The organism is Acetobacter okinawensis JCM 25146, assembly GCF_000613865.1.
Classification (GTDB): Bacteria; Pseudomonadota; Alphaproteobacteria; order Acetobacterales; family Acetobacteraceae; genus Acetobacter; species Acetobacter okinawensis.
Window position 1 is genome coordinate 66,273 of the sequence record NZ_BAJU01000008.1, and the last position, 21,898, is coordinate 88,170.

A 21,898-nucleotide genomic window follows, 5' to 3' on the forward strand; every position below is an offset into this window, starting at 1 on the left:
CGTGATAACCCCCTTTGGTAAAATACTTATTCTCGCAATATTTGTGGAGTGGCTAATAAAATCAGTTTTTAACTGGTTTCAAAGCATTTTATACAAATTTCTTTGTAATATCAGCAATTCGCGTGCCAAACGCTGCTGCCGTATCCAGCCCACCTTGTGGAATTTCGTCCACGCTGGCGTCGGAAGGGCTTTGTACCAGCAGGCCAGTGGAGCCACCCAGTGCGTTCAGGTCTGTATTTTTGGCAGCCTTGGTGTTGGAGGGCAGCATGCCAAGGCTAATCCACAGGCCGCCGTGCTGTGCAGCCAGCGTTTGCAGCCAGGAGAGGGTCAGCCCCTTGTCACCCACCGGGCTTGCGCTGTTGGTAAAGCCAGCAAACAGCTTATTCTGCCAGCCCCGTGTGTACCAGATTTTGGATGTTGCATCGGCGAATTTTTTAAACTGCCAGCTTACGTTGCCCATATAGGTAGGCGCACCAAAGACAATGGTTTTGGCCTGTGCCAGCTTGTCCCACGCGCTTTCGGGCAGGTCACCATTGTCATCAATGGCCAGCAGTTCGGCCTCGGCAGCTTGGCAAGGTGTTCGGCCACCTTGCGGGTGTGGCCATAACCAGAGTGATAAACAACAACAATATCAGACATGTCAGCATCTCCGTACGTGGGTCAGACCCCAAGGGCTGGCTCTTGTATTACGGAGCATGGCGTAGTCGGACGTGTGCGATAAGCTGCTTTTGGGCAAAAGCATCTCACACCATAGGTATGAGATGCGGGCCGGGTGAGCGGATCAGGCGGTCAGATCTGCTCGATCGTGGAAAAGTCGAAAGTCTCCCCTTTGGGATTTTCGCCCAGCCGAATGACCGTTGCAGAGGGCATGGCATAAGGGGGAACAGGCAGGTTGTATGGGGCTGGGGCCCCTTTTTGTACCCGTCCCGCCAGATCAAATTTGGAGCCATGGCAGGGACAGCCGTATCCGCCGGATGCCTCCGGCCCGGACCCCTGTGGCGGGGTGTAGGTCGGGACACAGCCCAGATGGGTGCAGATTCCAACATAAACACCAAATTCGGGGGTCAGGGAGCGGTGCCAGTTGCGGGCATAGCTCGGCTGCTGGTTGGCAGTGGAGTTGGCATCCTTGAGCTGTGCGCTCAGCTCCGCATTCTGCAGGCTGTCCAGTTCCTGTGGTGTGCGGCGAATGATAAAAACAGGTTTGCCCTGCCACACAGCCACCATCTGCTGGCCGGGAGCCAGATGGGTAATGTCCACATCAATAGGCAGGTGGGCAGCGGCGCTGTCCTGAGGTTGCAGGCTTTGTACAAACGGAATGGCACAGGCCGCAATGCCTGTGACCGTTCCAGCCGTAGTGACCATGCCCAGAAAGTCACGGCGGCCGGGAGCCTGTTCGGGAGCTGGGGTGGTGTCAGTCTCGCGTGTCATGGTTGTTGCGTGCTTTCTTTACTGCGTTTTCAGGCGTTTCCAGATTTTGCGTTTCCATGCAATGGCCAACGCAAGCAGTACGATCAGGTAGGCCATAACGGCCTTGCCAATGCTGTGGCGTTCATTGCGGTGCGGATCGGACGCCCAGACCAGAAAGGTGGTAATATCGCGCGCCTGTTGTTCCACCGTGGCGGGGGTGCCATCGGGGTACTGGATCATGCCGTTCATCAAGGGTGGTGGCATGCCAATCATGTGGCCTGCGACCCAGTCATTATAAAACTTGCCGGGCACGACGGGAGCGTCCGCTGGCGGGGGCATGCGGTAACCGGTCAGGAAGGCATAGAGCCAGTCCGGCCCGCCGGGGTGAGTGATGGCCAGACGGGACTGATCGGGTGGGGCAATGCCCCCCATCATGGCTGCCGCCGCCGCATCGTTGGGGAAGGGGGAGTTCAGGTGGTCATCAGGCAGGCCCGGGCGCATGGTGGGCTGGCCTGCGGCATCGGGGGCTCCCGGCTGTGGCTTGATCTTTGCCGTTTCCGCAATCTGCTGCTGGGTCAGGCCAATGCCTGCCAGATCGGCATAAGTCAGGTTGCGCATGCCGTGGCAGGTGGAGCAGACGTGCTGGAACACGATAAAGCCGCGTTGCAGGCTGTTCTGGTCATACTGACCCAGAGGTCCTTCAAAACCCCATGCCTGATGAGGGGGCGCTTTGTCTGGTTCACTGGCCAGTGCGGCGCCAGACAGACTAAGGGCGATCAGCAGTCCTGCGACAGGGCGGTAAATATGGGTGGGCATCAGCGCTTTCCTTCCGCCGCAAAAATGGAGGAGGGAAGCGGGCGTGTTTTTTCCCTGCGGGAGACAAGGGGGAGCAGCACAACAAAGTAGCTGAAGTAATAAATTCCCGCCAACCGCGCCACAATCAGCCATCCACCCTGCGCATGGTGCTTGCCTGCTGCGGCGAGCAGAATAAAGGCCGCCACCAGCCCGAACAGGCCAATACGGCACAGGGGACGAAAACGCATGGAGCGCACGGGCGAGCGGTCCAGCCACGGAAGTGCAAAAAGGATCAGCAGGGACGCAGCGGAAGCCAGAAGCCCCCCGAATTTGGAGGGAACAGACTGGAGCAACCCATAAAAAGGCAGGAAGTACCACTCCGGCTCAATATCGGCAGGCGTGTGCATGGGGTCTGCCGGGGTGTAGTTATCCGCTTCGATCAGCACATTGGGCCAGAAGAACATCAGGGCGGTAAACACCATGGCAAACAGGATCAGCCCGACCAGATCCTTGCTGATGTAGTATGGGTAAAACGGTACGGTATCCTTGGGGGTGCGGGGCTCAATGCCCAGCGGGTTGTTGGAGCCGCTAACGTGCACAAGGGTGACGTGCAGCCCCACCACCGCGACAATGACAAACGCGAGCAGGAAGTGCAGCACAAAAAAGTGGTGCAAGAACACGTCCCCCAGATGGTCCCCCCCGGCCATGATGTGCTCAAGCTCCGGACCAATACCGGGTACGGCCCCCACGGCTTTTGTAATCACATCTGCCCCCCAGTAGGACATCTGTCCCCACGGCAGCATGTAACCGGCAAAGGCTGTCGCCATGACCAGCAGCAGCAGAACAAGCCCGCTCAGCCACAGCAGTTCACGCGGGGCCTTGTAGGAGCCGTAATACAGTCCGCGGAACAGATGGATATAAAGAGCGGCCAAAAACAGGTTGGCCCCGGTCATGTGCATGGCCCGTAGCAGCCACCCACCTGCAAGCTGGCGGTCTATGGCTTCGACCGACAGAAAAGCCCCGGCATTGGTGGGTGTGTAATTCATGGCCAGAAAAATGCCCGTGGCCAGCATAAGCAGCAGGACAACCGTAAGAATGGCGCCAAAGTTCCACAGCCCGTTCAGGTTGCGGGGGAGGCGGAAGTCAATATATTCGGCCCGGAAGGCGGAAATAACAGGCAGGCGTGCCTCCACCCATCCGGCAAGGCCGGTCATGGCGGGGGCGTCGGGTCTGGTCACCGGGTCTGGCTGGGTCATGGCTGGTCCATGGGGGTTAGAGGGATGCCAGCAGGCACCGCGCACATGACGGGATGAAAAAAACACGGAACGCGCAAGAAAAACCTGCCTTGAACTTACGGTTGCAAAAAGGGCCACCCTTACGCGCATCGGGTCAGGGGGCTGACTTACGTCAGTCTCTCTTAACAGGCTCGCCATGCCAGACAAAGGGGCTTGCGGCTCAGGGTGCGTTTTTGAGTCGAATTTGCAACGATTTTTATCTCCCTCAGGCTCGTGTGCAACACGGTATAAGCAGATGTGAAGCGTTTTGCCCTTGCAACCTGTGGGTGTTGGTCCCATCATATTACACAGATGCAGCCGCAGTGTGTGCGGGTGCGACGTTCTCAGGGCAGGGTGTAATTCCCTACCGGCGGTAAAGAGGGGCCAGTCCCCTCAAGCCCGCGAGCGCCTGCTTCGGCAGGGTCAGCAGATCCGGTGCAATTCCGGAGCCGACGGTCATAGTCCGGATGAAAGAGAACGGAAAAAGAGAGACTCGCTTTTTGTCCGCTATCCCGGAATCCGGCTGCGAGCAAAAAGTGCGTATCCTTTTTTGACGCCCTGAGTCCGTCTGTAACGTGCAGGTATGGACTGAAGAGAACAGGGTGAACAGTTTTTCACAATCTTTCTCCTACGCATTGCCAGAGCGTGTGGGCGCGGCGTTTGACCTTGCCGTGTCAGAGGCATGGCGTTTTGCAGGGCAGACCGCACCCAACCCCGCTGTAGGGTGTGTGCTGCTGGACGTGCAGGGCAACGTGCTGGTCATTGCTGCCCACCACAAGGCGGGCGAGTTGCATGCAGAGCGTCTGGCCGTGGAGCAGGCGCGCGCCCTTGGCGTGGTGGAGCGTATTCACACGGCTGTGGTCACGCTTGAACCTTGCAACCATACGGGTCGCACCCCCCCATGCACGCAGGCGCTGCTGTCCACCCCGGTGCAGACGGTATGGATCGGCTGCGCAGACCCCAACCCCCATGTACCCGGCGGCGGGGCAGCATATTTGCAGGCCAAAGGGCTGACGGTGCGCTGGCTGGAGCAGGCTCCCAACGGGGCCGCATGCATGGCGCGTTGCCGGGCGCTGCTGGCTCCGTTTGCGTGGCGTATGGTGCATGGGCGACCGTGGATTACGGTCAAGCAGGCGGTTAACGCTCAGGGCAGCATGGTGCCGCCTGTGGGCCACAAAACCTTTACAACGCCCCAGTCGCTCCAGTTTGCCCATGCTCTGCGACGCGTGACCGATGGCCTTGTGACTGGCACGGGCACAGTGCGGGCTGACCTGCCATCCTTTACCGTGCGGCATGTACCCGACCACCTTAACCGGCGGCGTGTGCTGGTGGTGTGTGGGGCATCGCGCAATGTACCTTCTAGCTGGCTGGAGCAGGCAGAGCCGATGTTTGACGTACTGTTCTGCCCCGATTGTTCCGACCTGCCAGCCCTGCTGGCTACAACCCCGGCCCTGTGGGTCATGGTGGAGGCTGGTCCCACTCTGCTGCGCGCCCTGCGCGTGCAGAACCTGTGGGATGACTGGCTGAGTATTGGGCAGGACGCGCAGGGGCGCGACCATCTTTCTGTTTCAACCCGACACGACATTTCCCCCCTTTCGCTTTTTCCCGAATGGGCACGATGCACGCAGGAGCAGGCATGTTTTCCGGTATTATAGAATCCCTCGGTCAGGTCCTTGCTGTGGAGCAGGGGGCGCGCTCCCTTATGCTGGAAGTGCAGACCGGACTTGCCGATGTGGCGGAGGGTGAGAGCATTGCCGTGAACGGCGTCTGCCTGACAGCAGTAGCCCCGGCTCAGAACGCTCCCGTACGCTTTTTTGTCAGTGGGGAAACGCTCGACCGCACCATGCTGGGCGCACTCACAGCAGGGGCGCGTGTTAATCTGGAACGCGCCGTTACGCCTTCCACCCGCCTTTCCGGCCATATTGTGCAGGGGCATGTGGATGGGCTGGCCCGCTTTGTCGGGGCAACTCCTGTGGGGGATGCACGGCGCGTGGAGTTTGACGTGCCAGCCACCCTGCGCCGCTACATGGTGGAAAAAGGCTCCGTCGCACTTGATGGGATCAGCCTGACACTGAACGAGGTGGGAGCGGTGCATGGGGACGTGTTCCGCATTGCCCTCATGATTATTCCGCACACATGGGAACACACCACGCTGGGCACGCTCCGCGCAGGAGATGCCGTGAATGTGGAAGTGGACATCATTGCAAAATATGTGGAGGCACAATGTCAGACAAAATGACACAGGGGCAGACCGCACCGCTCCAGCCTTCCGAGCGCCTGCTGCGCGCACTGGCCGCTGTACGCGCCGGACGCATGGTGGTGATGGTGGATGATGAGGACCGCGAAAACGAGGGTGACCTCGTTATGGCTGCGGAGTTCATGACCCCGCAGGCTATGAACTTCATGATCACCCATGCCCGTGGTCTGGTCTGCCTGCCCCTGACCGCCGAGCGCGTGGCGCAGCTTGAACTGCCCATGATGGTGCGCCAGAGCGATAACACCGCGCAGTATGGCACGGCCTTTACGGTCTCGATTGAGGCGCGTGAGGGGGTGAGTACGGGTATTTCCGCCGCCGATCGTGCCCGGACGGTGTGCGTTGCCGCAGCCGATGGTGCAGGACCTGCCGACATTGCTTCTCCGGGGCATATCTTCCCCCTGCGGGCTGAACCCGGTGGTGTGCTGGCGCGCATTGGCCATACCGAAGGCTCCATTGACCTGCTGCGCCTAGCCGGGCTTAAGCCTGCAGCCGTGATCTGCGAAATTCTGAACGAGGACGGCACAATGGCGCGCCGCCCCCAGTTGGATGTGTTCGCCCGCCAGCATGACATGCCCATCATCTCCATTGCCGAACTGGTGGAATGGATCGGGGCGCATGGTCTGGCCCCACTGGAGCAGACCCAGCCCGTCCAGCCTGCCACACAGGGGGAGGAAGGGCTGGCCGATCTGGCCGAGGCCGCCCTGCCCAGCGTTTATGGTGGGGATGATCTGGTGATCCACGCCTTTCAGGACGACAGCGGCGTGGAGCATGTCGCACTGGTCAAGGGCGATGTGCGCCCCACAGGGCCGGTGCCACTGGTGCGCCTGCATTCCGAATGTGTGACGGGTGATGCGCTGGGTTCCCTGCGGTGTGACTGTGGTTCCCAGTTGCAGGCGGCCTTGCGCGCCATCGGGCAGGCGGAATGTGGTGTGCTGGTTTACGTGCGCGGGCACGAAGGGCGCGGTATTGGCCTTGTCAACAAAATCCGCGCCTACGAACTGCAAGATGCCGGGCTGGACACGGTAGAGGCCAACCACAGGCTGGGTTTTGCAACCGATATGCGCGACTGGCGTGCGGCTGCGGGTGTTCTGCGCAGCCTTGGCGTGGGGCAGCTTGACCTGTTGACCAACAACCCCGACAAAGTGCGCGCACTGGAGAGTCAGGGCTTTGTGGTGCGTCGCAGGCTGGGGTTGGAAATTCCGGCGAACACCTTCAACCGCGCCTATCTGCACGCCAAGCGCCAGCGTATGGGCCACCACCTGAGCTGTGATTCGCCCCAGCCCGCCATGCACACGGTCCCAGCCTGATCTGTTTTACAAGACCACGCGTTTTAACAAGGATAACATGACTTATGGGTACACGTTCCCCCGTTACTCTGCCTGACCTCAAGGCACTTTCCCCGGCCCCCCGTCTGGCACTGGTCGTCAGCCGGTTTAATGAGACAGTGACCGGCGGGCTGCGTGATGGTGCCATTGCATGGCTGGGTGAGCACGGTATTGCCGTAACACCGGGCGATGTGTTTGCAGCCCCCGGCGCGTTTGAAATGCCCCTGCTTGCACAGGCACTGGCCAAAAGCGGGCGGTATGAAGGGGTGATCTGCCTTGGCTGCGTGGTCAAGGGTGATACCGCGCATTTTGAGTTCATCAGCCTTGGGGCGACCATGGGCATCATTCAGGCAAGCCTTGCCACGGAAGTGCCGGTCGCATTTGGTATTTTGACAACCTATACAGAAGAACAGGCCACCGTGCGTTCTTCGGATGATGTGCATAATAAAGGGCGTGAAGCCGCTGCGGCCTGTGTGGAATCTCTTGCGCTGCTCCGCCAGATCAGGGAGGGATAAAACTAGGCATCAGGCCAGCATGGCGCAGCCTCGGGCAGAAAATGGGGAGACCGCATGAAGCGTATCACTCTTGTCGCCGGTGTTCTGGGGCTGGGCCTTACGGTATGGATGCTCTCGCGCTTTGGCGCGCAGGCTATTTTTGCACTGGTTATGACTGGCGGCTGGGGAATCCTTGCCGCCATTGTTTTTCATAGCGTTCAGGTCTCTCTTTCCGCGCAGGCGTGGCGCATTATCGCGCGGCGTGACCTTGCTCCCCATCTGCCCTTGCGGGATTTTTTCATGCTCCGTTGTGTGCGTGAGGGGGTGAATAACCTGCTCCCCGTAGCGCAGGTGGGGGGCGAGGTTGTTGCCAGCCGCCTGCTGGGCCAGCGTGGTCTGGGTTTGCGCCGTGCTGCGGCTGCGACCATTTGTGACCTTACACTCGAACTGCTCAGTCAGGTGCTGTTCACGGTCTCGGGGTTGTTGTTGTTGCTGGCTCTTGTCCGGCGTTCGGCAGTTACCGACCGGCTGCTGGAGAGCGCTCTGGTGCTGGCGGTTGTGGGTGTGGCCGTGTTTGCCAGCCAGTGGCTTGGCGCTGTGGCTGTGGTGGAAAAACTGCTCGAGCGTATAGCCTCCCATCTGGGCTGGGGTGGGGTAGAGGGTATTCGGGGCATCCATCAGGAGGTGCTTGGCCTTTACAAGACCCGCCGCAATGCCGTGACCAGCCTGCTCCTCCAGTTTTCGGCCTGGGCTCTGGGGGCCGTGGAGGTCTGTCTGATCCTGCATTTTATGGGCCATGACTGCTCGCTGGCGACTGGCTTTGTTATTGAAGGGGTGGGGGAGGCCGCTAAATCCGCAGGGTTTGCCGTACCCGGCGCGCTTGGTGTGTCAGAAGGGGGGTATATGGTTGTGGGCGGGCTGTTTGGCATTGCACCCCCTGTTGCCATTGCGCTCTCTCTGATCAAACGCCTGCGTGAAATTGCCTGGGGCGTCCCCTCCCTGCTGCTGTGGCAATGGCTGGAGCACGCATGGCCCGGCCATGGTAATGGCGCGGAAAAATCCCATTTTCCTCACTCCGGGCGATAAAAGATAGAGTGCTCTGCCACATCGTCACTTGCATCGTGCCAAGCTGTTGGGCAAACCAAGGCGGTTTTGTGCCTGACGCCATGGCTTTTCTAGGATCTTGTCGGTTATCATGCTTTTTGCACCCATAGGTCGTTTTATCACCCTTTGTGCGCGCCATGCTTGGCTGGTCGTGGCACTTTTTTGCGTGTTGTCCGGCGCGTGCGTTTATGCGGGCATGACCCAGCTTGGCGTCACCACGGATACGAGCAAAATGCTCTCCCCCCGCCTGGCATGGAAGCAGCGTTCCGACGAGATGGCCCGCCTGTTCCCCCAGAAGGAAAACCTGCTGGTTGCGGTGGTGGAAGCCGACCTGCCAGAAGAAGGGCAGGAGACCGCCCGCCAACTGGCTGAGAAGCTGGCAGCCGATCATCAGCACTTTTCTTTTGCCAACAGGCCGGATGCCAGCCCCTACCTTGAGCGTAACGGGCTTATGTTCCTTGAGCCCAAACCGCTGGCTGGCATTCTTAACGACACAATTGCCGCCCAGCCCTTTTTGTCCGCTCTTGCGCAGGACCCTTCCGCCCGTGGGCTGTTTGGTGCGCTCTCGCTTATTGCGCAGGGGGTCAAGCAGGGAGAGGCCAATCTGGCAGGTTTTCAGGCGCCACTCACTGGCTTTGCCAACACGTTGGAAAAAGCAGCAGACGGGCAGGCAAACCCCATGTCCTGGCAGCGCCTGCTGGGTGGGCAGTTGTCCGACCTTGCAGGGCGTTACCAGTTTGTCATTACCCAGCCTGTGCTTGATTATGGCTCCTTCCAGCCCGGTGGTGCGGCAACGGATGCTATGCTTGGGGTGATCAAAGACCTTGAGTTCGTGCGCAGTGGTCACGCCAAGGTCCATCTGACCGGGCAGGTGCAACTGGATGATGAAGAGTTTGCCACCGTGGCCGAGGGCATGGTGGCGGGGCTTGTGGGCTCCTTGCTGCTGGTCACGCTGTGGCTGACGCTTGCGGTCCGCTCATGGCGCGTGGTGCTGCCCATTGTTGTCACGCTGGTTGTGGGGCTTTTGCTGACCACAGGCTTTGCTGCAGTGGCTGTGGGTACGCTCAACTTGATTTCTGTTGCTTTTGCAATCCTGTTTGTGGGGATTGCGGTGGACTTTGCTATCCAGTTTTCTGTGCGCTTCCGTGCGCAAAGTCCGGAGGCTACGGGCAAGGAGGGCATGTACGAAGCCCTGCGCATGACAGGGGAGGAAACGGGACACCAGATTCTGGTTGCCGCTCTGGCGACTTCGGCCGGTTTTCTGGCGTTTACGCCTACCGCCTTTCTGGGGGTGGCGCAGTTGGGGCTTATTGCGGGCATTGGCATGCTGGTGGCGTTTGTGTGCACCACCACCTTGCTGCCTGCGCTGCTGTGCATCTGCCGCCCACCGTTGAACTGCCCCAGCATGGGCTATGCATGGATGAAGCCAGTGGACGCCCAGATCCGGCACCACCGCAAATGGCTTCTGGCCTTTTTTGGCGTGGTGGCGGTTATCGGGCTGGCGCTGGTGCCATCCTTGCAGTTTGACGGCGACCCGCTGCACACCAAAAACCCCAATTCCGAGGGCATGCGTGCCCTGAGCCTGCTGATTGATAACCCCCAGACATCTCCTTACAGCGCGGAACTGCTGGTGAAATCGCTTGCAGATGCCCAGAAGGAGGCCGACCGTCTGGACGAACTGCCCGATGTGCATGACGTCATGTGGCTCGGGTCATATGTGCCCACGCAGCAGCCAGAAAAACTCGCGCTTATTCAGGATGCAGCCTCCATGCTGCTCCCTACCCTGATTGTGCCCAACCCCAAACCTGCCCCGGATGCTGCAGCCCTGCGGGCATCTGCCGCCAGCACAGCCGCAGCACTGGCAGAAGTGCTGGACAAGCTGCCCGCTAACGACCCGCTGCGCCGTATTCAGGCGGCTCTTGCCCGTCTGTCCACAGCATCGGACGAGCGGGTGCTTGCTGCCAACACGGCCCTTGTGCGCTTTTTGCCGCCAGAACTGGCGCAACTGCGGACCATGCTACAGGCCGGTCCGGTGAGCATTCATGATGTGCCGCCAAGCATTGCAGACGACTATCTGCTACCCGATGGCCGCGCTCTGGTTGAAGTGCACCCCAAAGGGTCATGAGCAGCTCTGGTGCCCTGCGCAAGTTTGTCGGGTCCTTGCAAAAGATCGAGCCGGACATGGCAGGCACGGCGGTGGATATTGTGGAGAGCGCACGCTCCATTGTGCGCGCGTTTGAGCAGGCGGCGGGTGCGGCGGTGGTCATGATCGCCATTATCCTCATCATCGCGCTGCGCAGGGTCAAGGATATGGCGCTTGTGCTGGCGCCGCTGCTGCTTTCTGCACTGATGACAGTCATTCTGGTTGTCCTGCTGCCCGAGACCCTGAACTTTGCCAATATTATTGCACTCCCCCTGCTGTTGGGGGTTGGTGTGTCCTTCAATATCTATTTTGTCATGAACTGGCGTGATGGGGTTAAATCTCCGCTGGCGTCCCCCACGGCGCGGGCGGTGCTGTTTTCTGCCCTGACCACGGGTACGGCCTTTGGTTCCTTGGCACTCTCTCACCACCCCGGTACGGCCAGCATGGGGCGTCTGCTGCTGCTCTCGCTGGCTTGCACACTGTTGGGCACACTGGTGTTCGTACCAGCTCTGCTGCCCAAACGGGCGGAGGATGATGTCTGATCCCTGATGCACTATCGGGCGTGATCGCGGCCCGGCATTTTGGGTATAAAAAAACCTCCCCGAAATTCGGGGAGGTTTTTTATTGTCCGCCATTTTTGCCACACAGGGGTAAACCCCATGCGGCAAAGCAGTGTTAGTTTTTGGACCAGTCAGGGTGGTGCGGCACTTCAATATCGCGGCCCTTGAGCATCAGATCCCAGTAAACATGGGGGAAGACAGTGGTTTTGAGGAACCATGCAAACCGGCTGGGCTTGCGCTGGTCGTAGGGGAAGCTGGGGGCGGGCTTGCCGCCATACAGGAACTCGGCCAGCACGATCTTGCCATAGGCAACGGTCAGCGGGCATGCGCCATATCCATCGTACTGTGCGCTGAGCGGGCGATTGTCGAGCGAGGCCAGAACATTGCGGACGACCACGGGGGTTTGTGCGCGGGCCGCCGCCATGGTTTTGGCGTTGGACGTGTTCATCACATCCCCAATGCCAAACACGGTCGGGTATTTGGCGTGCTGGAGTGTGGTGGCATTGACGTCCAGCCAGCCTGCGGCATCGGCCAGCGGGCTTTTTTTAACAAAATCGGGGGCGCTTTGTGGCGGGGTTACATGGAGCATGTCAAACTCCCTGACCACCTTTGTCACCTTGCCATCCGGCCCGGTTACAGCAAAGGTCGCTTTGCGCTCGGGGCCGTTAACGGCAATCAGATTGTGCTTATACTGTAGGTTGATGCCGTAATAATCTACCGCCTGTTGCAGTGCGGGGCGGAAGTAGGCCACGCCAAACAGAGCGTCCCCTGCAAGGCAGAAGTCCACGTTTGTGCGGTTGAGTGTGCCCTGCTTGCGCCAGTGGTCGGCAGCCAGATAGGCAATTTTTTGCGGAGCACCGGCGCATTTGATCGGCATGGGGGGCTGGGTGAACAGGGCTGTACCACCAGCAAGGGACTGGATGCAGGTCCAGGTATATTCCACCGTATCCTTGGAATAGTTGGAACAGACGCCGTTGCGGCCCAGTGTTTCGCTCAGCCCTTCGATCTTGTCCCAGTCCAGTTGCAGGCCGGGGCAGACAATAAGGCGGCCATAGGCCACGGTGCGTCCGTCTGCCAGAGCAAGGGTGTTGTTGTCGGGGTCAAAGGTGCTGACGGCAGCACGCAGCCACACGCAGCCTTTGGGGATCAGCCCGCCTTCCTGCTCCAGTGTGTCACGCAGCTTCATCACCCCGGCACCCACAAGGGTCCAGCCCGGCTGGTAAGCGTGGGTGGTGGCGGGGTCAATAATGGCAATATCCAGTGTAGGGCGTTCGCGCAGCAGGCGTGCGGCTACGGCAATGCCCGCGGACCCGCCGCCAACAATAACAATGGTGTGGCTGATATCGGCCGCCGTGCTGGGTGCTGTCTGGGTCATGGATATGGGGTCCCTTTATGGTCTGCCTTGAATTATGCGTGACACTATTCCAAACACTGACAATTAAATAAAGTATTTAATTGTCAGTGTGCCATGTTCTGGCGGCAGGTCAGTCTTTAAGCCAGACTTCAACCGGGCCGTTCAGCTTCATGGTCAGCGCGTTGCCACGACGGTCAACGGTCTTGCCAACAGCCACACGAACCCAGCCTTCGCTGACGCAGTATTCCTCAACATTGGTTTTTTCCACGCCCTTAAAGCGCACGCCAACGCCGCGTTCGAGCAGGGCTTCATTGTAGAATTCGCTGTTCGGGTTGACGGAAAGACGGTCAGGCATTGCATCGGACATAACAGAAACTTCCTTGGTAAAATGGGTGTTCGAACCGTGTTTTAAAAGCTTTTGAGCAGAAAGGCCATGCAGGCTGAACCGTGTTATGGCGCGGTATTGGGCCGTGTTGGGCTCCTACGTGCCAGCCTGCGCTGGAGCCATGCCCCGCTCTTGCGCCCAAAAGCTGCCAGCCTGTGCATGAGCAGATAGACAACAGGCGTGGAATACAGGGTGAGCAACTGGCTGGTCGCCAGCCCGCCCAGAATGGCAATGCCCAGTGGCAGGCGCAGTTCTGCCCCGTAGCCGCGGCCCACAATCATGGGTATGGCGGCAAAGGCCGCAGCCATAGTGGTCATGAGAATGGGGCGGAAGCGGGTCAGGCACGCAGCTTTTATGGCGTCATGCGGGCTCAGGTTCTGGCTGCGTTCGGCGTTGAGTGCAAAGTCGATCATCAGGATGGCGTTTTTCTTTACAATCCCGACCAGCATGATCACCGCAATCATGCTGATAAGCGAGAACGGCTGGCCAGACAGCCACAAGGTCAGCACCGCGCCAAAAGCGGCAGAGGCAGGGTGGAGAGAATGGTCAGGGGCTGGATGTAGCTTTCGTATAAAATGCCGAGCGTGATGTACATGGTGGCAATGGCGGCCACAAACACCAGTGCCTCGTTCACCAGATTTTTGTGCAGGTCGCCTGCCTCGCCCGAAAAATCCCCTTTCAGGCTTTCGGGGGCGTGCAGGTCACGCATGGTTTTGCGGATTTCGGCTTCCGCATCACTTATGGAGTGGCCGGGGGGCAGGTCAAAGGAGAGCGCGCCCGAGACAAACCCGTTCTCGTGGCTGACCTGGAGTGGGGTTGGTGCGCTGACAATGCGCGAGAGCGTGGGCAGGGGCACCATGGTTTCCGTCGAGGCGGAAACGGCGGAGCCGTTGGAGGCCCCGGCTCCACCGCCCGCCAGCCGGTTGGCAATAGCGTTGCGGAAGGATTGCTCGGACAGGTTGTCGCTCCGAGCATCTGTGGAATCGGTGGGTTTGCGCACCCGTATGGTGTTGGAGGCCACAGCCCCCGATGCCGTGCCGCCAGCGGTGGAAACCCAGAGGGTCTTGAGCATTTCCGGGTTGTCGCGGAACTGTTTTTGCACCTCCATAATAACGTAATAGGTGGTGAGCGGGGTGGAAATGCTCGACGCCGTGCGCTGGCCGTACGCATCGTACAGGGCATTGCCAATAAGCTGCGGAGTAATCTGGTAGCGTGCTGCGTTGTCGCGGTTGATGCGCACGTGCAGCGCCATGCCATGCCCCACCGTGTGGCTGCTGACCCCGCTCAGGATACTGCTGTTGCGCAAGGCCTCGGTCAGGCGGGGGACCCACTGGTCAATATCGGCCTCGTTTTCGCTCCGAAAAACAAAGCTGTAAGCACCTTCATGCACACGCTGGCCACCGCCGTTAATATCGCCCGCGTTGGAAATGCTGGTGCTCAGCCCCGGTATGTTGTGTACGGCCTGCTGGATATGGGCGGCAATGGCCTCCGGTGTCTGGCTGCGCTGCCCTTTGGGTTTGAGCTGGGCATACACTTCCGCCTCGTTTGCCGCGTCCTCCCCGGTAAAGCCAATGACTCCCTCCACCCCCGGTGCCGCCTGCATGGCGTCAAGCACCATGCGTGTTTTGGCCGACATGGCAGAAAAGGAGGATGTCTGGTCCACGCTCAGGTAGCCTTGCAAAAGGGCTATGTCTTCTGCGGGCAAAATGGTTTTGGGAATAATGATAACCAGCCCGACGGTGGCGACAAGAGTGAGCGGGAGGGAGAGCAGTGTCAGCCACGGGTGGCGCAGTGCGCCATCGAGCGTGGTGCGGTAGAGGCGCATCATCCCGGCCAGTGCATAATCCGTACCATCGGCCAGCAGATGCGCTGCGCGGACCAGCGGGTTGGCCGTTTTGGCGGCGGCTGGCTGGTCCGGGCCATGCACTTCCAGAAAATGCGCACACATCATGGGGGTGAGCGATATGGCCAGAAAAAACGATACCGAGACCGCTATGGTCAGCGTCATGGCAAATTCAAAAAAGACCTTGCCCGCAACGCCCCCCATCAGCAGCAGCGGCAGAAAGACCGCAATCAGCGAAATGGTGATGGACAGGATGGTAAAGCCGATCTCCTGCGCGCCCTGCAAGGTGGCCTGCATGCGGCTCATGCCCTCCTCCATATGGCGGGCGATGTTTTCTACCACCACAATGGCGTCATCCACCACAAAGCCGGTGGCAATGGTCAGTGCCATGAGAGAGAGCGTGTCGAGCGAAAAGCCCAGCAGGTGCATGAAGGCCAGAGACCCCGCGAGCGAGACAGGTACCGTAATGGCGGGAATAAAGGTGGAGCGCCAGCTCCGCAAAAACGCCAGAACAACCAGCACGACCAGCGCCACCGCACCCAGCAGGGTCTCCTGCGTGTCTTCCAGCGCACCACGGATGGAGACCGAGCGGTCCGATACCAGTGTAAACGCCACATCCGCAGGCAGGGCATTGCGCAGGAGTGTGGCGCGCGCGCGTATGGCGTCTGTGACCTCAATCACGTTGCTGCCCGGCTGGGCGCGGATAATAGCCAGCACGGCGGGCTGTTTGTTGAACCACCCTGCCGTGCGCTCATTCTGCGGGCCGGAGCGGACGGTGGCCACACTGCTTAGCTGCACGGGCCGGTTGTTGCGGTAGCCAATGACCAGATCGCGGTACTGCTCGGGGCTGTGTGCCTGATCGTTGGTTTCAAGCGTCAGCCGTTGGCCCCCGGTTTCTATAAACCCCTTGGGCGTGTTGGCGTTGGCCGAGGCAAGGGCCGAGCGTACGTCTTCAAACCCGATGCCATACTGGTAGAGCAGCTGGGGGTTGACCTCCACCCGGATGGCGGGCTTGTCCGAGCCCACAACATCCACCCAGCCAACCCCCTTGACCCCTGCCAGCATGGGTTTGAGGTGTGTCTCCCCAAGGTCGCGCAGGGCGGTCACGTTACGGGTGGGGGAACTAAGGGCGGCAACCATGATCGGGCTGTCCGACGGGTTGGCCTTGTAATATTGCGGCTGGTCCAGAAGTGTGTGGGGCATGTCCGCACGGGCGGCCCGTAGGGCGGCCTCCACATCACGCGCAGCACCGTTGATGTCCCGGTTGTCATCAAAAAACAGCAGGATGAACGCGCTGGAGTCCGTGGTGTCCGAGCGCATGCTGCTCACACCCGCAATCTGGCCAAGTCTGCGCTCCAGTGGTGTGGTAACAGCACTGGCCAACTGCTGGGGTGAACTGCCGGGCTGGGAGGCAATAACATAAATGACCGGGACGGAAATATTGGGCAGGTCTGCCACCGGCATGGCACGGTAGGCAAAAAGACCCGCCACCATAAACGCAACCGCCATAAGGGTTGTGCCAACGGGGCGCATGATAAACAGCCGACTAAAAGACACCGGCATGGCTCCTCTGGCTGTGCTGGAGGGGGGGAGTGGGGGCGTGGTCCTGCTGATTCTAGGGGGTGGTCTGGGGCAGGTTGACCTCTATGCGCCCTTTGCCGTCCCGCTCGGTTGCCAGTGTGCCAGTGGCCTTGTGCACGCTAATGCCACCATCCCCCTGCACATGCAGGGCGGCAACACCTGTTGTACCGCCAAAGCTGGCGTGGCCTTTGCCTGTGTTGTTGATGTCCAGCGCCTTGAGTGTTCCCGACGGTGCATTCAGGCTTGCCGTGCCTGCAAGGTAGACGGCAAGGGCCGGGGCATCAATCTGGTCAATGGTTATGGGGGCCGATGTGGTGGAGCGCAGGCGGGCGGCGCCTGCAAGCCTGCCAATGTGGATAGGGCCGGAGGCGTCCGTGGCAAGGTCAATTGCTCCGGTGCTTCCGGCATCCAGCCCGCCCGACCCTGCCTGAATGGACATGGGGCCACTGCGGTCATCAATGACAATGTGGGTAGCCTGCGGGCTGTCTATGGCAAGCGGCATGGAGGAGGGGGTGTGTAGCTCAAGGCTTTGCCCGCGTGGGCACCCTGCCTGTGACAGGGTTATGGTGCCGTCAGCCGCAGTCGTACCTTGCAGCCCCGCTGGCCATGTGCCTGGAACCGCAACCGCGCCGGAGAGCGCGCTGTCGGTCACAACATGCAAGGTGCTCAGGCAGGGGGCACTCACCTGCACCCGCTGGCCGGGTATGCTGCGGGCATGGGCGGCGGTGGTCAGGCACAGGCCCAGAGCACACAGCGCAGATGCAAAACGGAACGGGGCAAAGGAATGCTGCATGCCTGTGTTTGTGCCAGCCTGTGGGCCGGGCGTCCATACTTGCGTGTTTTAATACCGCTGCCCGCTCCCGCCCGTGCCACCCATAAGGGCGTCACGCAGCCTGTTCAGCGCCTCGGTCAGGGAGTCATGGGCGCGTTTGCCCTTGCTGCCCACAATGGTCACGGTGGTTGTCATCCCTGCGGCAAACTGGGTGCCGGGGGGGATGCTGTCAATCTGTACCCGCACGGGAATACGCTGTGCCAGACGCACCCATGTATAGACCGGGTCCACCGACGGCAGACCCTGAGTGGAAGGGGTTGCGTTGGGGGTGGCAATCCCGCGTGTAATGCTGGTGACATGCCCCCACATGGGCTGGCGGTACCCCATCAGGTCCATGCGGGCGCGATCGCCAATGTGGATGGAGCGGATCTTGGTTTCCTCAAAATATCCATCCACCCAGTAGGATGAGGCATCAATGACCTGAATATTGGCTTTGGCAGTGGTGGCGTAATCCCCCACACGCATGATCAGGTTGGTCACGTAGCCGGTTACAGTGCTGCGGACATGGGTTCGGTCAAGGTTGATGTTGGCTTGCGAGAGAGCGGCCATGGCGGCGGCATACTGTGCCTTGGCCACTTCCGCCGTGGCTTGGTAGACCTGTTTTTCCTCGCGGGATGCGGCGGCGTCGGTCAGGTTGTTACGCCGGTATTCCTGTGTGGCCTTGAGCACCATTTCCGCCTGCCGTTCGTTCACCACGGCTGTGGCGGAGGCGACGTTCACCTTGAAGTCGAACGGGTCGATATCGTACAGAATATCGCCAGCATGGACAAACTGGTTGTCGCGGACCTTGATGTCGATAATCTGGCCGGACACGCGCGGCGCAATATCGGCCACCTGTACGCGTACCTGCGTTACGGGTCCAGGGGGCGGCGGTGTAATAATCCCACAGCACAAAGCAGACCACGGCCGCAATGGCCAGAATAATGCCGGTGGTGATGAATTGCAGAAGGCGGCGCGCACGTTCAAACACGGCGGAAAAGCCCTTTCACAGCAGGATGGTGTAAAGGCCGATAAGGCCAATAAGAATGCCAAATTCGGCCAGCGGCAGGTTCCAGACCACACGGCGTGCGCGAACCTTAGCCAAAAGCGGGTTGAGTGCCAGCAAGGTGGCAATGGCCAGCCCCGCATGCACCACAAAGGAGGACACCAGCAGGCCGCCAATATCGAGAACAGGCTGGAGTTCCATGTCAGCGTGCCTTCCACTGCTGGTCGGGTATGGGCAGCAGGTCATACAGGTGCAGGGCGGAGCGGTTGTGCTCCAGCAGGCGAATGGCGCCCACCATGGCGGATACGGCGGCAAGGGCTGTGGCCATCTGCCCGTGTGGCAGGCCAATGGCGTGGTCAAGCAGAATGCGGGCCTTGTGGCGCATGCGTACCAGTGCCGCATCCACGTTGTAGATGATGGTTGCACGGTAGGCGGATTCCGCATCCAGCCGAATGGCGGGAATGGTCGCGGCACGTTGCAGGTGGCGGCGTGCGCGCGCCAGTTCAAGGTTGAGCGCGTCCAGACTGGCAAGGCGGGCAAAAACACGCTGGCGCGCCTTGTTGGCGGGCAGGTAGCGGTTCCACTCCAGAATACGGCACAGCCGGTCATAGTGGCGGCTGATCAGGCGGAGCCTGCCTGCTCGCCATGCCCTTCGAACTGGAGCAGAAGGTCATGCCCGATGGTAATGCCAACCGGAACCGCCTGCGTGAGGCCGAAGGGGGGAGGAGGAGCACCAGCGAGATAAAGATCATGATCGCGGCGAACAGGTACAGCACGTTGCGGTCAATAAAGGCCGATGGCTCGTAATTCTGCTGGTTTGCCACGCCAAGGATGACAAAGAAGAACACCCCGGCATTAAAGCCGATGGTTGCCGTCTTGGGGTGTATGAGCAGCAGACAGCCGCCAAAAACGACAGGAATAATGGCCATGGCCAGAAAAGGCATGTCCGCCCCTTTGGGCAGAATGCCAAAGTTGAGCACGGCCGCCACAATAATGGCCAGCGGCGTACCCAGCAGAGCCCCCATGCCAAAGCCACGGACATTGTAGGTTGTTGCTGCAAGGGTCAGGATAATGGCCACCTGCGACAGGGCGGAATACGTGGCTGGAATATCGGAGATAATGCACAGCCCCGCCGCGATGGAAAAACCGATAAGTGTGCGTAACCCGTTGAGCAGGGCGGCAATTACGTCATCATGCTGCTCAATTTTAAGTTCAGGGGCCTGCGTGCGTGCCCGCTGGCCGTGCTCAAAGGCGTCTATGCCATCCACAGCCCAGCGGGTGTCGGACAGAACGGCCATGGAGCGTTCGATCAGCCATGCCTCATCCAGCGTTGGGCCAAGGCAGAGTTCGTTCTCATGGGCTTCACGCGCAAGGTCTTCAAGGTCATGCACGGCTTGTGCGGGGGAGTTTACGGGCGTGCCATCGCCAAAGGCATCGCGGATGTGTTTGAGCACGGCATCGGAGACCTCCCCCTTGCGCAGGACAAGGGCAATGGCCTGACTGCACGAGAGCATTTCCAGCAGTGCCACCATGGCCGAGCGTGCTCCCGCAAGCCGCAGCCGCGCATCGGGCAGTTCGGTCTTGGCGAAGGATATCTGGGATGTCAGGGCAATAATTTCCCCCGCAAGCCCTGCGCAGGCCATGCTGTCTGGGATGCTGTGCCCGGCCAGTGCATCCTTGGCGATGCGGCGCACCATATCCGACGTGCGGCGCAGGTTGGCGGTCAGTTTTTCAAATGCGGTGGGTGAGCCAAAAATATCGTTGATCGCAGCAGTGGAGGCAATGCCCACCACAATGCAGGACACGCGGTTGACCGTGACATCAAAAATGGCGGCCGGGTTATCAATGCAACTGATCCCCACAATGGCGACCGTATAGCCCGAGAGCATGGCGGCATAAGCACGAAAATCCCTCTCCAGCGTGCCTACAATGGTGCACAGGCTCAGCCACAAAGCGACCCCGCCCAGAAAAACCCCACGCTCCTGATTGAAGCAGGCAGTCAGGAACAGGGCCACAAACGCACCAATAATGGTCCCCGCCAGACGGTAAAGCGCTTTGGAGAGCACCTGCCCGCGCAAGGGCTGGGCCAGAATCATGACCGTAACCGCCGCCGTACCGGGGGAGGAAAGCTGGAGCCAGAATGCCGTCCCCAGCGCCAGCACGGCGGATAGCCATGTACGCAGGCAGAACAGGAACCACCCCGGAGAAAAAACCGAGGGTGGAAGCTGGAGGAACCACCCCTTCCAGCCGGGGCGATGCATGAAAGCTGTTTTCTCAGCGGTCATTCTGGGTCTGCTTTTGTTGTGGCCACTGAGCAGGAGGATGTCTCGAATCCGGATTGTCGGGCGTATATTAAAATAAAATATAATGTTAGGGAAAGTTCTGCCCCAATCCGGGCCTTGCACTACACGCGTGGCAGACCTGACCTGCCAGCCCCACAAACCACAATCTGCTAGACCCACCCCGCCCCTGTGCCGCCCATAGTTGTTGATGTGCGCAGGTTTGTGGCTGATGTCATGCCATATTCCATCTTGTCGGGCCATTGGGGGAGCGGGCACAACAGTGTGTATGAAAATTGTGCATACCTCCGACTGGCAGATCGGCCGAACCTTCAGCTTTGTGGATGACGAGGCACTGGGCGCACTTCAGGCCGAACGGCTGAATGTTATTGGCCGCATAGGCGCGCTCGCCCGGCAGGAGGGAGCCACCCATGTGCTGGTGGCAGGGGATGTGTATGAGCACGAAACCCCGTCCGAGCGCACGCTGCGCCAGCCCATGGAGCGTATGCGCCAGTTTGCCGATATCACCTGGCACCTTATTCCGGGGAACCATGACGCCCATACTCCACAGGGGGTGTGGACCCGTCTGCTGCGGGATAACGCTGTACCCGATAACGTCAGGCTGCACCTGAGCCCCGCCCCCGTAGCGCTGGATGCAGGGGGGCAGGCGTGGCTGCTGCCCGCCGTTTTGCAGCGGCGGCACACCCTGTCCGACCTGACGGCTTACATGAACGATGCTCCAACGCCTGAAGGCGCCCTGCGCATTGGAGTGGCCCATGGCTCGGTTGTGGGGTTTGGGAATGAGGACGAGGCACAACATAACCCCATTGCCATAGACCGGGCGGAGCAGGCCGGGCTTGCCTATCTGGCGCTGGGGGACTGGCACGGGTTTCGTCAGATCAACGCGCGCACCGTCTATGCGGGTACACCAGAGGTGGACCGTTTTGGCACAGGGGGTGCGGGTGGAGGTGAGTGTGTGGTGGCAGCGTTTGATGGCCCCACATCCCCCCCGCGGCTGAGCACGCACCGAACGGGGCGCTTTATCTGGCGCAAGCTGGAGAATGTGGTGCTGACCAGTGGCGCGGACATAGAGGCGCTGGAAAGCAGGGTGCGCGCCATAGCTCCTGAACAGCCAGAGACCATTCTGGCATGGCTGGAAGTCAGCGGCATGCTGGGGGTGGAGGATCTTGCTCTTTACGAAAGTCTGATCGAGCGCCGCCTCCGCAGCGCCCTGACCTGCCTGCGCCTGTCCGGTGCGCCGGGGCTTGCTGCAGGGGTGG

Annotated in this window: 15 protein-coding genes, 4 pseudogenes and 1 riboswitch; of the genes and pseudogenes, 7 read left to right on the forward strand and 12 right to left on the reverse strand. The window is 60.2% G+C overall.

Annotation, left to right across the window (positions count from 1 at the left end; all coding sequences use genetic code 11):
• Positions 1-88 precede the first annotated feature (88 nt).
• The 5 genes from JCM25146_RS17560 to JCM25146_RS05820 all read right to left on the reverse strand — a co-directional run bounded on the left by JCM25146_RS17560 (position 89) and on the right by JCM25146_RS05820 (position 3,416).
• Complete coding sequence (locus JCM25146_RS17560) at positions 89-460, reverse strand: flavodoxin family protein (RefSeq protein WP_456303741.1); 372 nt, start codon at positions 458-460, stop codon at positions 89-91.
• Positions 448-639 carry a hypothetical protein gene (locus JCM25146_RS25220; RefSeq protein ID WP_242400950.1) on the reverse strand — a complete coding sequence of 64 codons (192 nt, stop codon included), beginning with the start codon at positions 637-639 and terminating at the stop codon, positions 448-450. Before JCM25146_RS25220 ends, JCM25146_RS17560 begins: the two co-directional genes overlap by 13 nt.
• Positions 640-789: 150 nt before the next feature.
• Positions 790-1,428, reverse strand: a complete 639-nt coding sequence (gene petA / locus JCM25146_RS05810) for a ubiquinol-cytochrome c reductase iron-sulfur subunit (protein WP_025826546.1) — start codon at positions 1,426-1,428, stop codon at positions 790-792.
• An 18-nt stretch (positions 1,429-1,446) separates the two neighbouring features.
• Positions 1,447-2,223: a cytochrome c1 gene (locus JCM25146_RS05815; RefSeq protein WP_025826548.1), complete on the reverse strand. Its 777-nt coding sequence runs from the start codon at positions 2,221-2,223 to the stop codon at positions 1,447-1,449.
• Positions 2,223-3,416 (reverse strand): cytochrome b, encoded by a 1,194-nt coding sequence (locus JCM25146_RS05820; protein ID WP_408734907.1) that lies wholly within the window; start codon positions 3,414-3,416, stop codon positions 2,223-2,225. The genes JCM25146_RS05815 and JCM25146_RS05820 overlap by 1 nt, the downstream gene beginning before the upstream one ends.
• 396 nt (positions 3,417-3,812) lie before the next feature.
• Positions 3,813-3,959: riboswitch (FMN riboswitch) on the forward strand.
• A gap of 119 nt (positions 3,960-4,078) precedes the next feature.
• Between JCM25146_RS05820 and ribD the strand changes: the two genes are divergently transcribed.
• From ribD to JCM25146_RS17565, 6 genes and pseudogenes are all read left to right on the forward strand, one after another.
• The gene (gene ribD / locus JCM25146_RS05825; protein ID WP_025826552.1) at positions 4,079-5,131 is read left to right on the forward strand and encodes a bifunctional diaminohydroxyphosphoribosylaminopyrimidine deaminase/5-amino-6-(5-phosphoribosylamino)uracil reductase RibD; all 1,053 of its coding nucleotides are present in this window, start codon (positions 4,079-4,081) and stop codon (positions 5,129-5,131) included.
• Positions 5,113-5,715, forward strand: coding sequence for a riboflavin synthase (locus tag JCM25146_RS05830; RefSeq protein ID WP_025826554.1), 603 nt, complete (start codon positions 5,113-5,115; stop codon positions 5,713-5,715). Before ribD ends, JCM25146_RS05830 begins: the two co-directional genes overlap by 19 nt.
• Positions 5,700-7,040: a bifunctional 3,4-dihydroxy-2-butanone-4-phosphate synthase/GTP cyclohydrolase II gene (locus tag JCM25146_RS05835; RefSeq protein ID WP_025826556.1), complete on the forward strand. Its 1,341-nt coding sequence runs from the start codon at positions 5,700-5,702 to the stop codon at positions 7,038-7,040. The genes JCM25146_RS05830 and JCM25146_RS05835 overlap by 16 nt, the downstream gene beginning before the upstream one ends.
• Before the next feature lie 44 nt (positions 7,041-7,084).
• Entirely contained in the window at positions 7,085-7,573 is a 489-nt protein-coding gene (gene ribH / locus JCM25146_RS05840) for a 6,7-dimethyl-8-ribityllumazine synthase (protein WP_025826559.1), read from the forward strand.
• Positions 7,574-7,627: 54 nt separating this feature from the next.
• Positions 7,628-8,638, forward strand: a complete 1,011-nt coding sequence (locus JCM25146_RS05845) for a lysylphosphatidylglycerol synthase domain-containing protein (RefSeq protein ID WP_025826561.1) — start codon at positions 7,628-7,630, stop codon at positions 8,636-8,638.
• A 109-nt stretch (positions 8,639-8,747) separates the two neighbouring features.
• Positions 8,748-11,341 (forward strand): annotated as a pseudogene (locus tag JCM25146_RS17565) (MMPL family transporter).
• 133 nt (positions 11,342-11,474) lie between these two features.
• Here JCM25146_RS17565 and JCM25146_RS05855 read toward each other — a convergent pair.
• The 7 genes and pseudogenes from JCM25146_RS05855 to JCM25146_RS17580 all read right to left on the reverse strand — a co-directional run bounded on the left by JCM25146_RS05855 (position 11,475) and on the right by JCM25146_RS17580 (position 20,624).
• The gene (locus JCM25146_RS05855; protein ID WP_025826563.1) at positions 11,475-12,734 is read right to left on the reverse strand and encodes an NAD(P)/FAD-dependent oxidoreductase; all 1,260 of its coding nucleotides are present in this window, start codon (positions 12,732-12,734) and stop codon (positions 11,475-11,477) included.
• Positions 12,735-12,843: 109 nt separating this feature from the next.
• Complete coding sequence (locus JCM25146_RS05860) at positions 12,844-13,080, reverse strand: DUF3297 family protein (protein ID WP_025826566.1); 237 nt, start codon at positions 13,078-13,080, stop codon at positions 12,844-12,846.
• Between the two features lie 83 nt (positions 13,081-13,163).
• Positions 13,164-16,504: pseudogene (locus JCM25146_RS17570) on the reverse strand (efflux RND transporter permease subunit).
• A gap of 52 nt (positions 16,505-16,556) precedes the next feature.
• On the reverse strand, positions 16,557-17,315 hold the full coding sequence (locus JCM25146_RS05870) for a DUF2807 domain-containing protein (protein ID WP_025826568.1): 759 nt from the start codon (positions 17,313-17,315) through the stop codon (positions 16,557-16,559).
• Between the two features lie 48 nt (positions 17,316-17,363).
• Positions 17,364-18,324, reverse strand: a pseudogene (locus JCM25146_RS17575) (efflux RND transporter periplasmic adaptor subunit).
• 15 nt (positions 18,325-18,339) lie between these two features.
• Complete coding sequence (locus tag JCM25146_RS05880) at positions 18,340-18,540, reverse strand: DUF1656 domain-containing protein (protein WP_025826570.1); 201 nt, start codon at positions 18,538-18,540, stop codon at positions 18,340-18,342.
• Between the two features lies 1 nt (position 18,541).
• Positions 18,542-20,624: pseudogene (locus JCM25146_RS17580) on the reverse strand (FUSC family protein).
• Positions 20,625-20,907: 283 nt separating this feature from the next.
• Here JCM25146_RS17580 and JCM25146_RS05890 point away from each other — a divergent pair.
• Positions 20,908-21,898, forward strand: a 991-nt coding sequence (locus JCM25146_RS05890) for a metallophosphoesterase family protein (RefSeq protein ID WP_025826572.1), incomplete at its 3' end; no start/stop codon positions are given.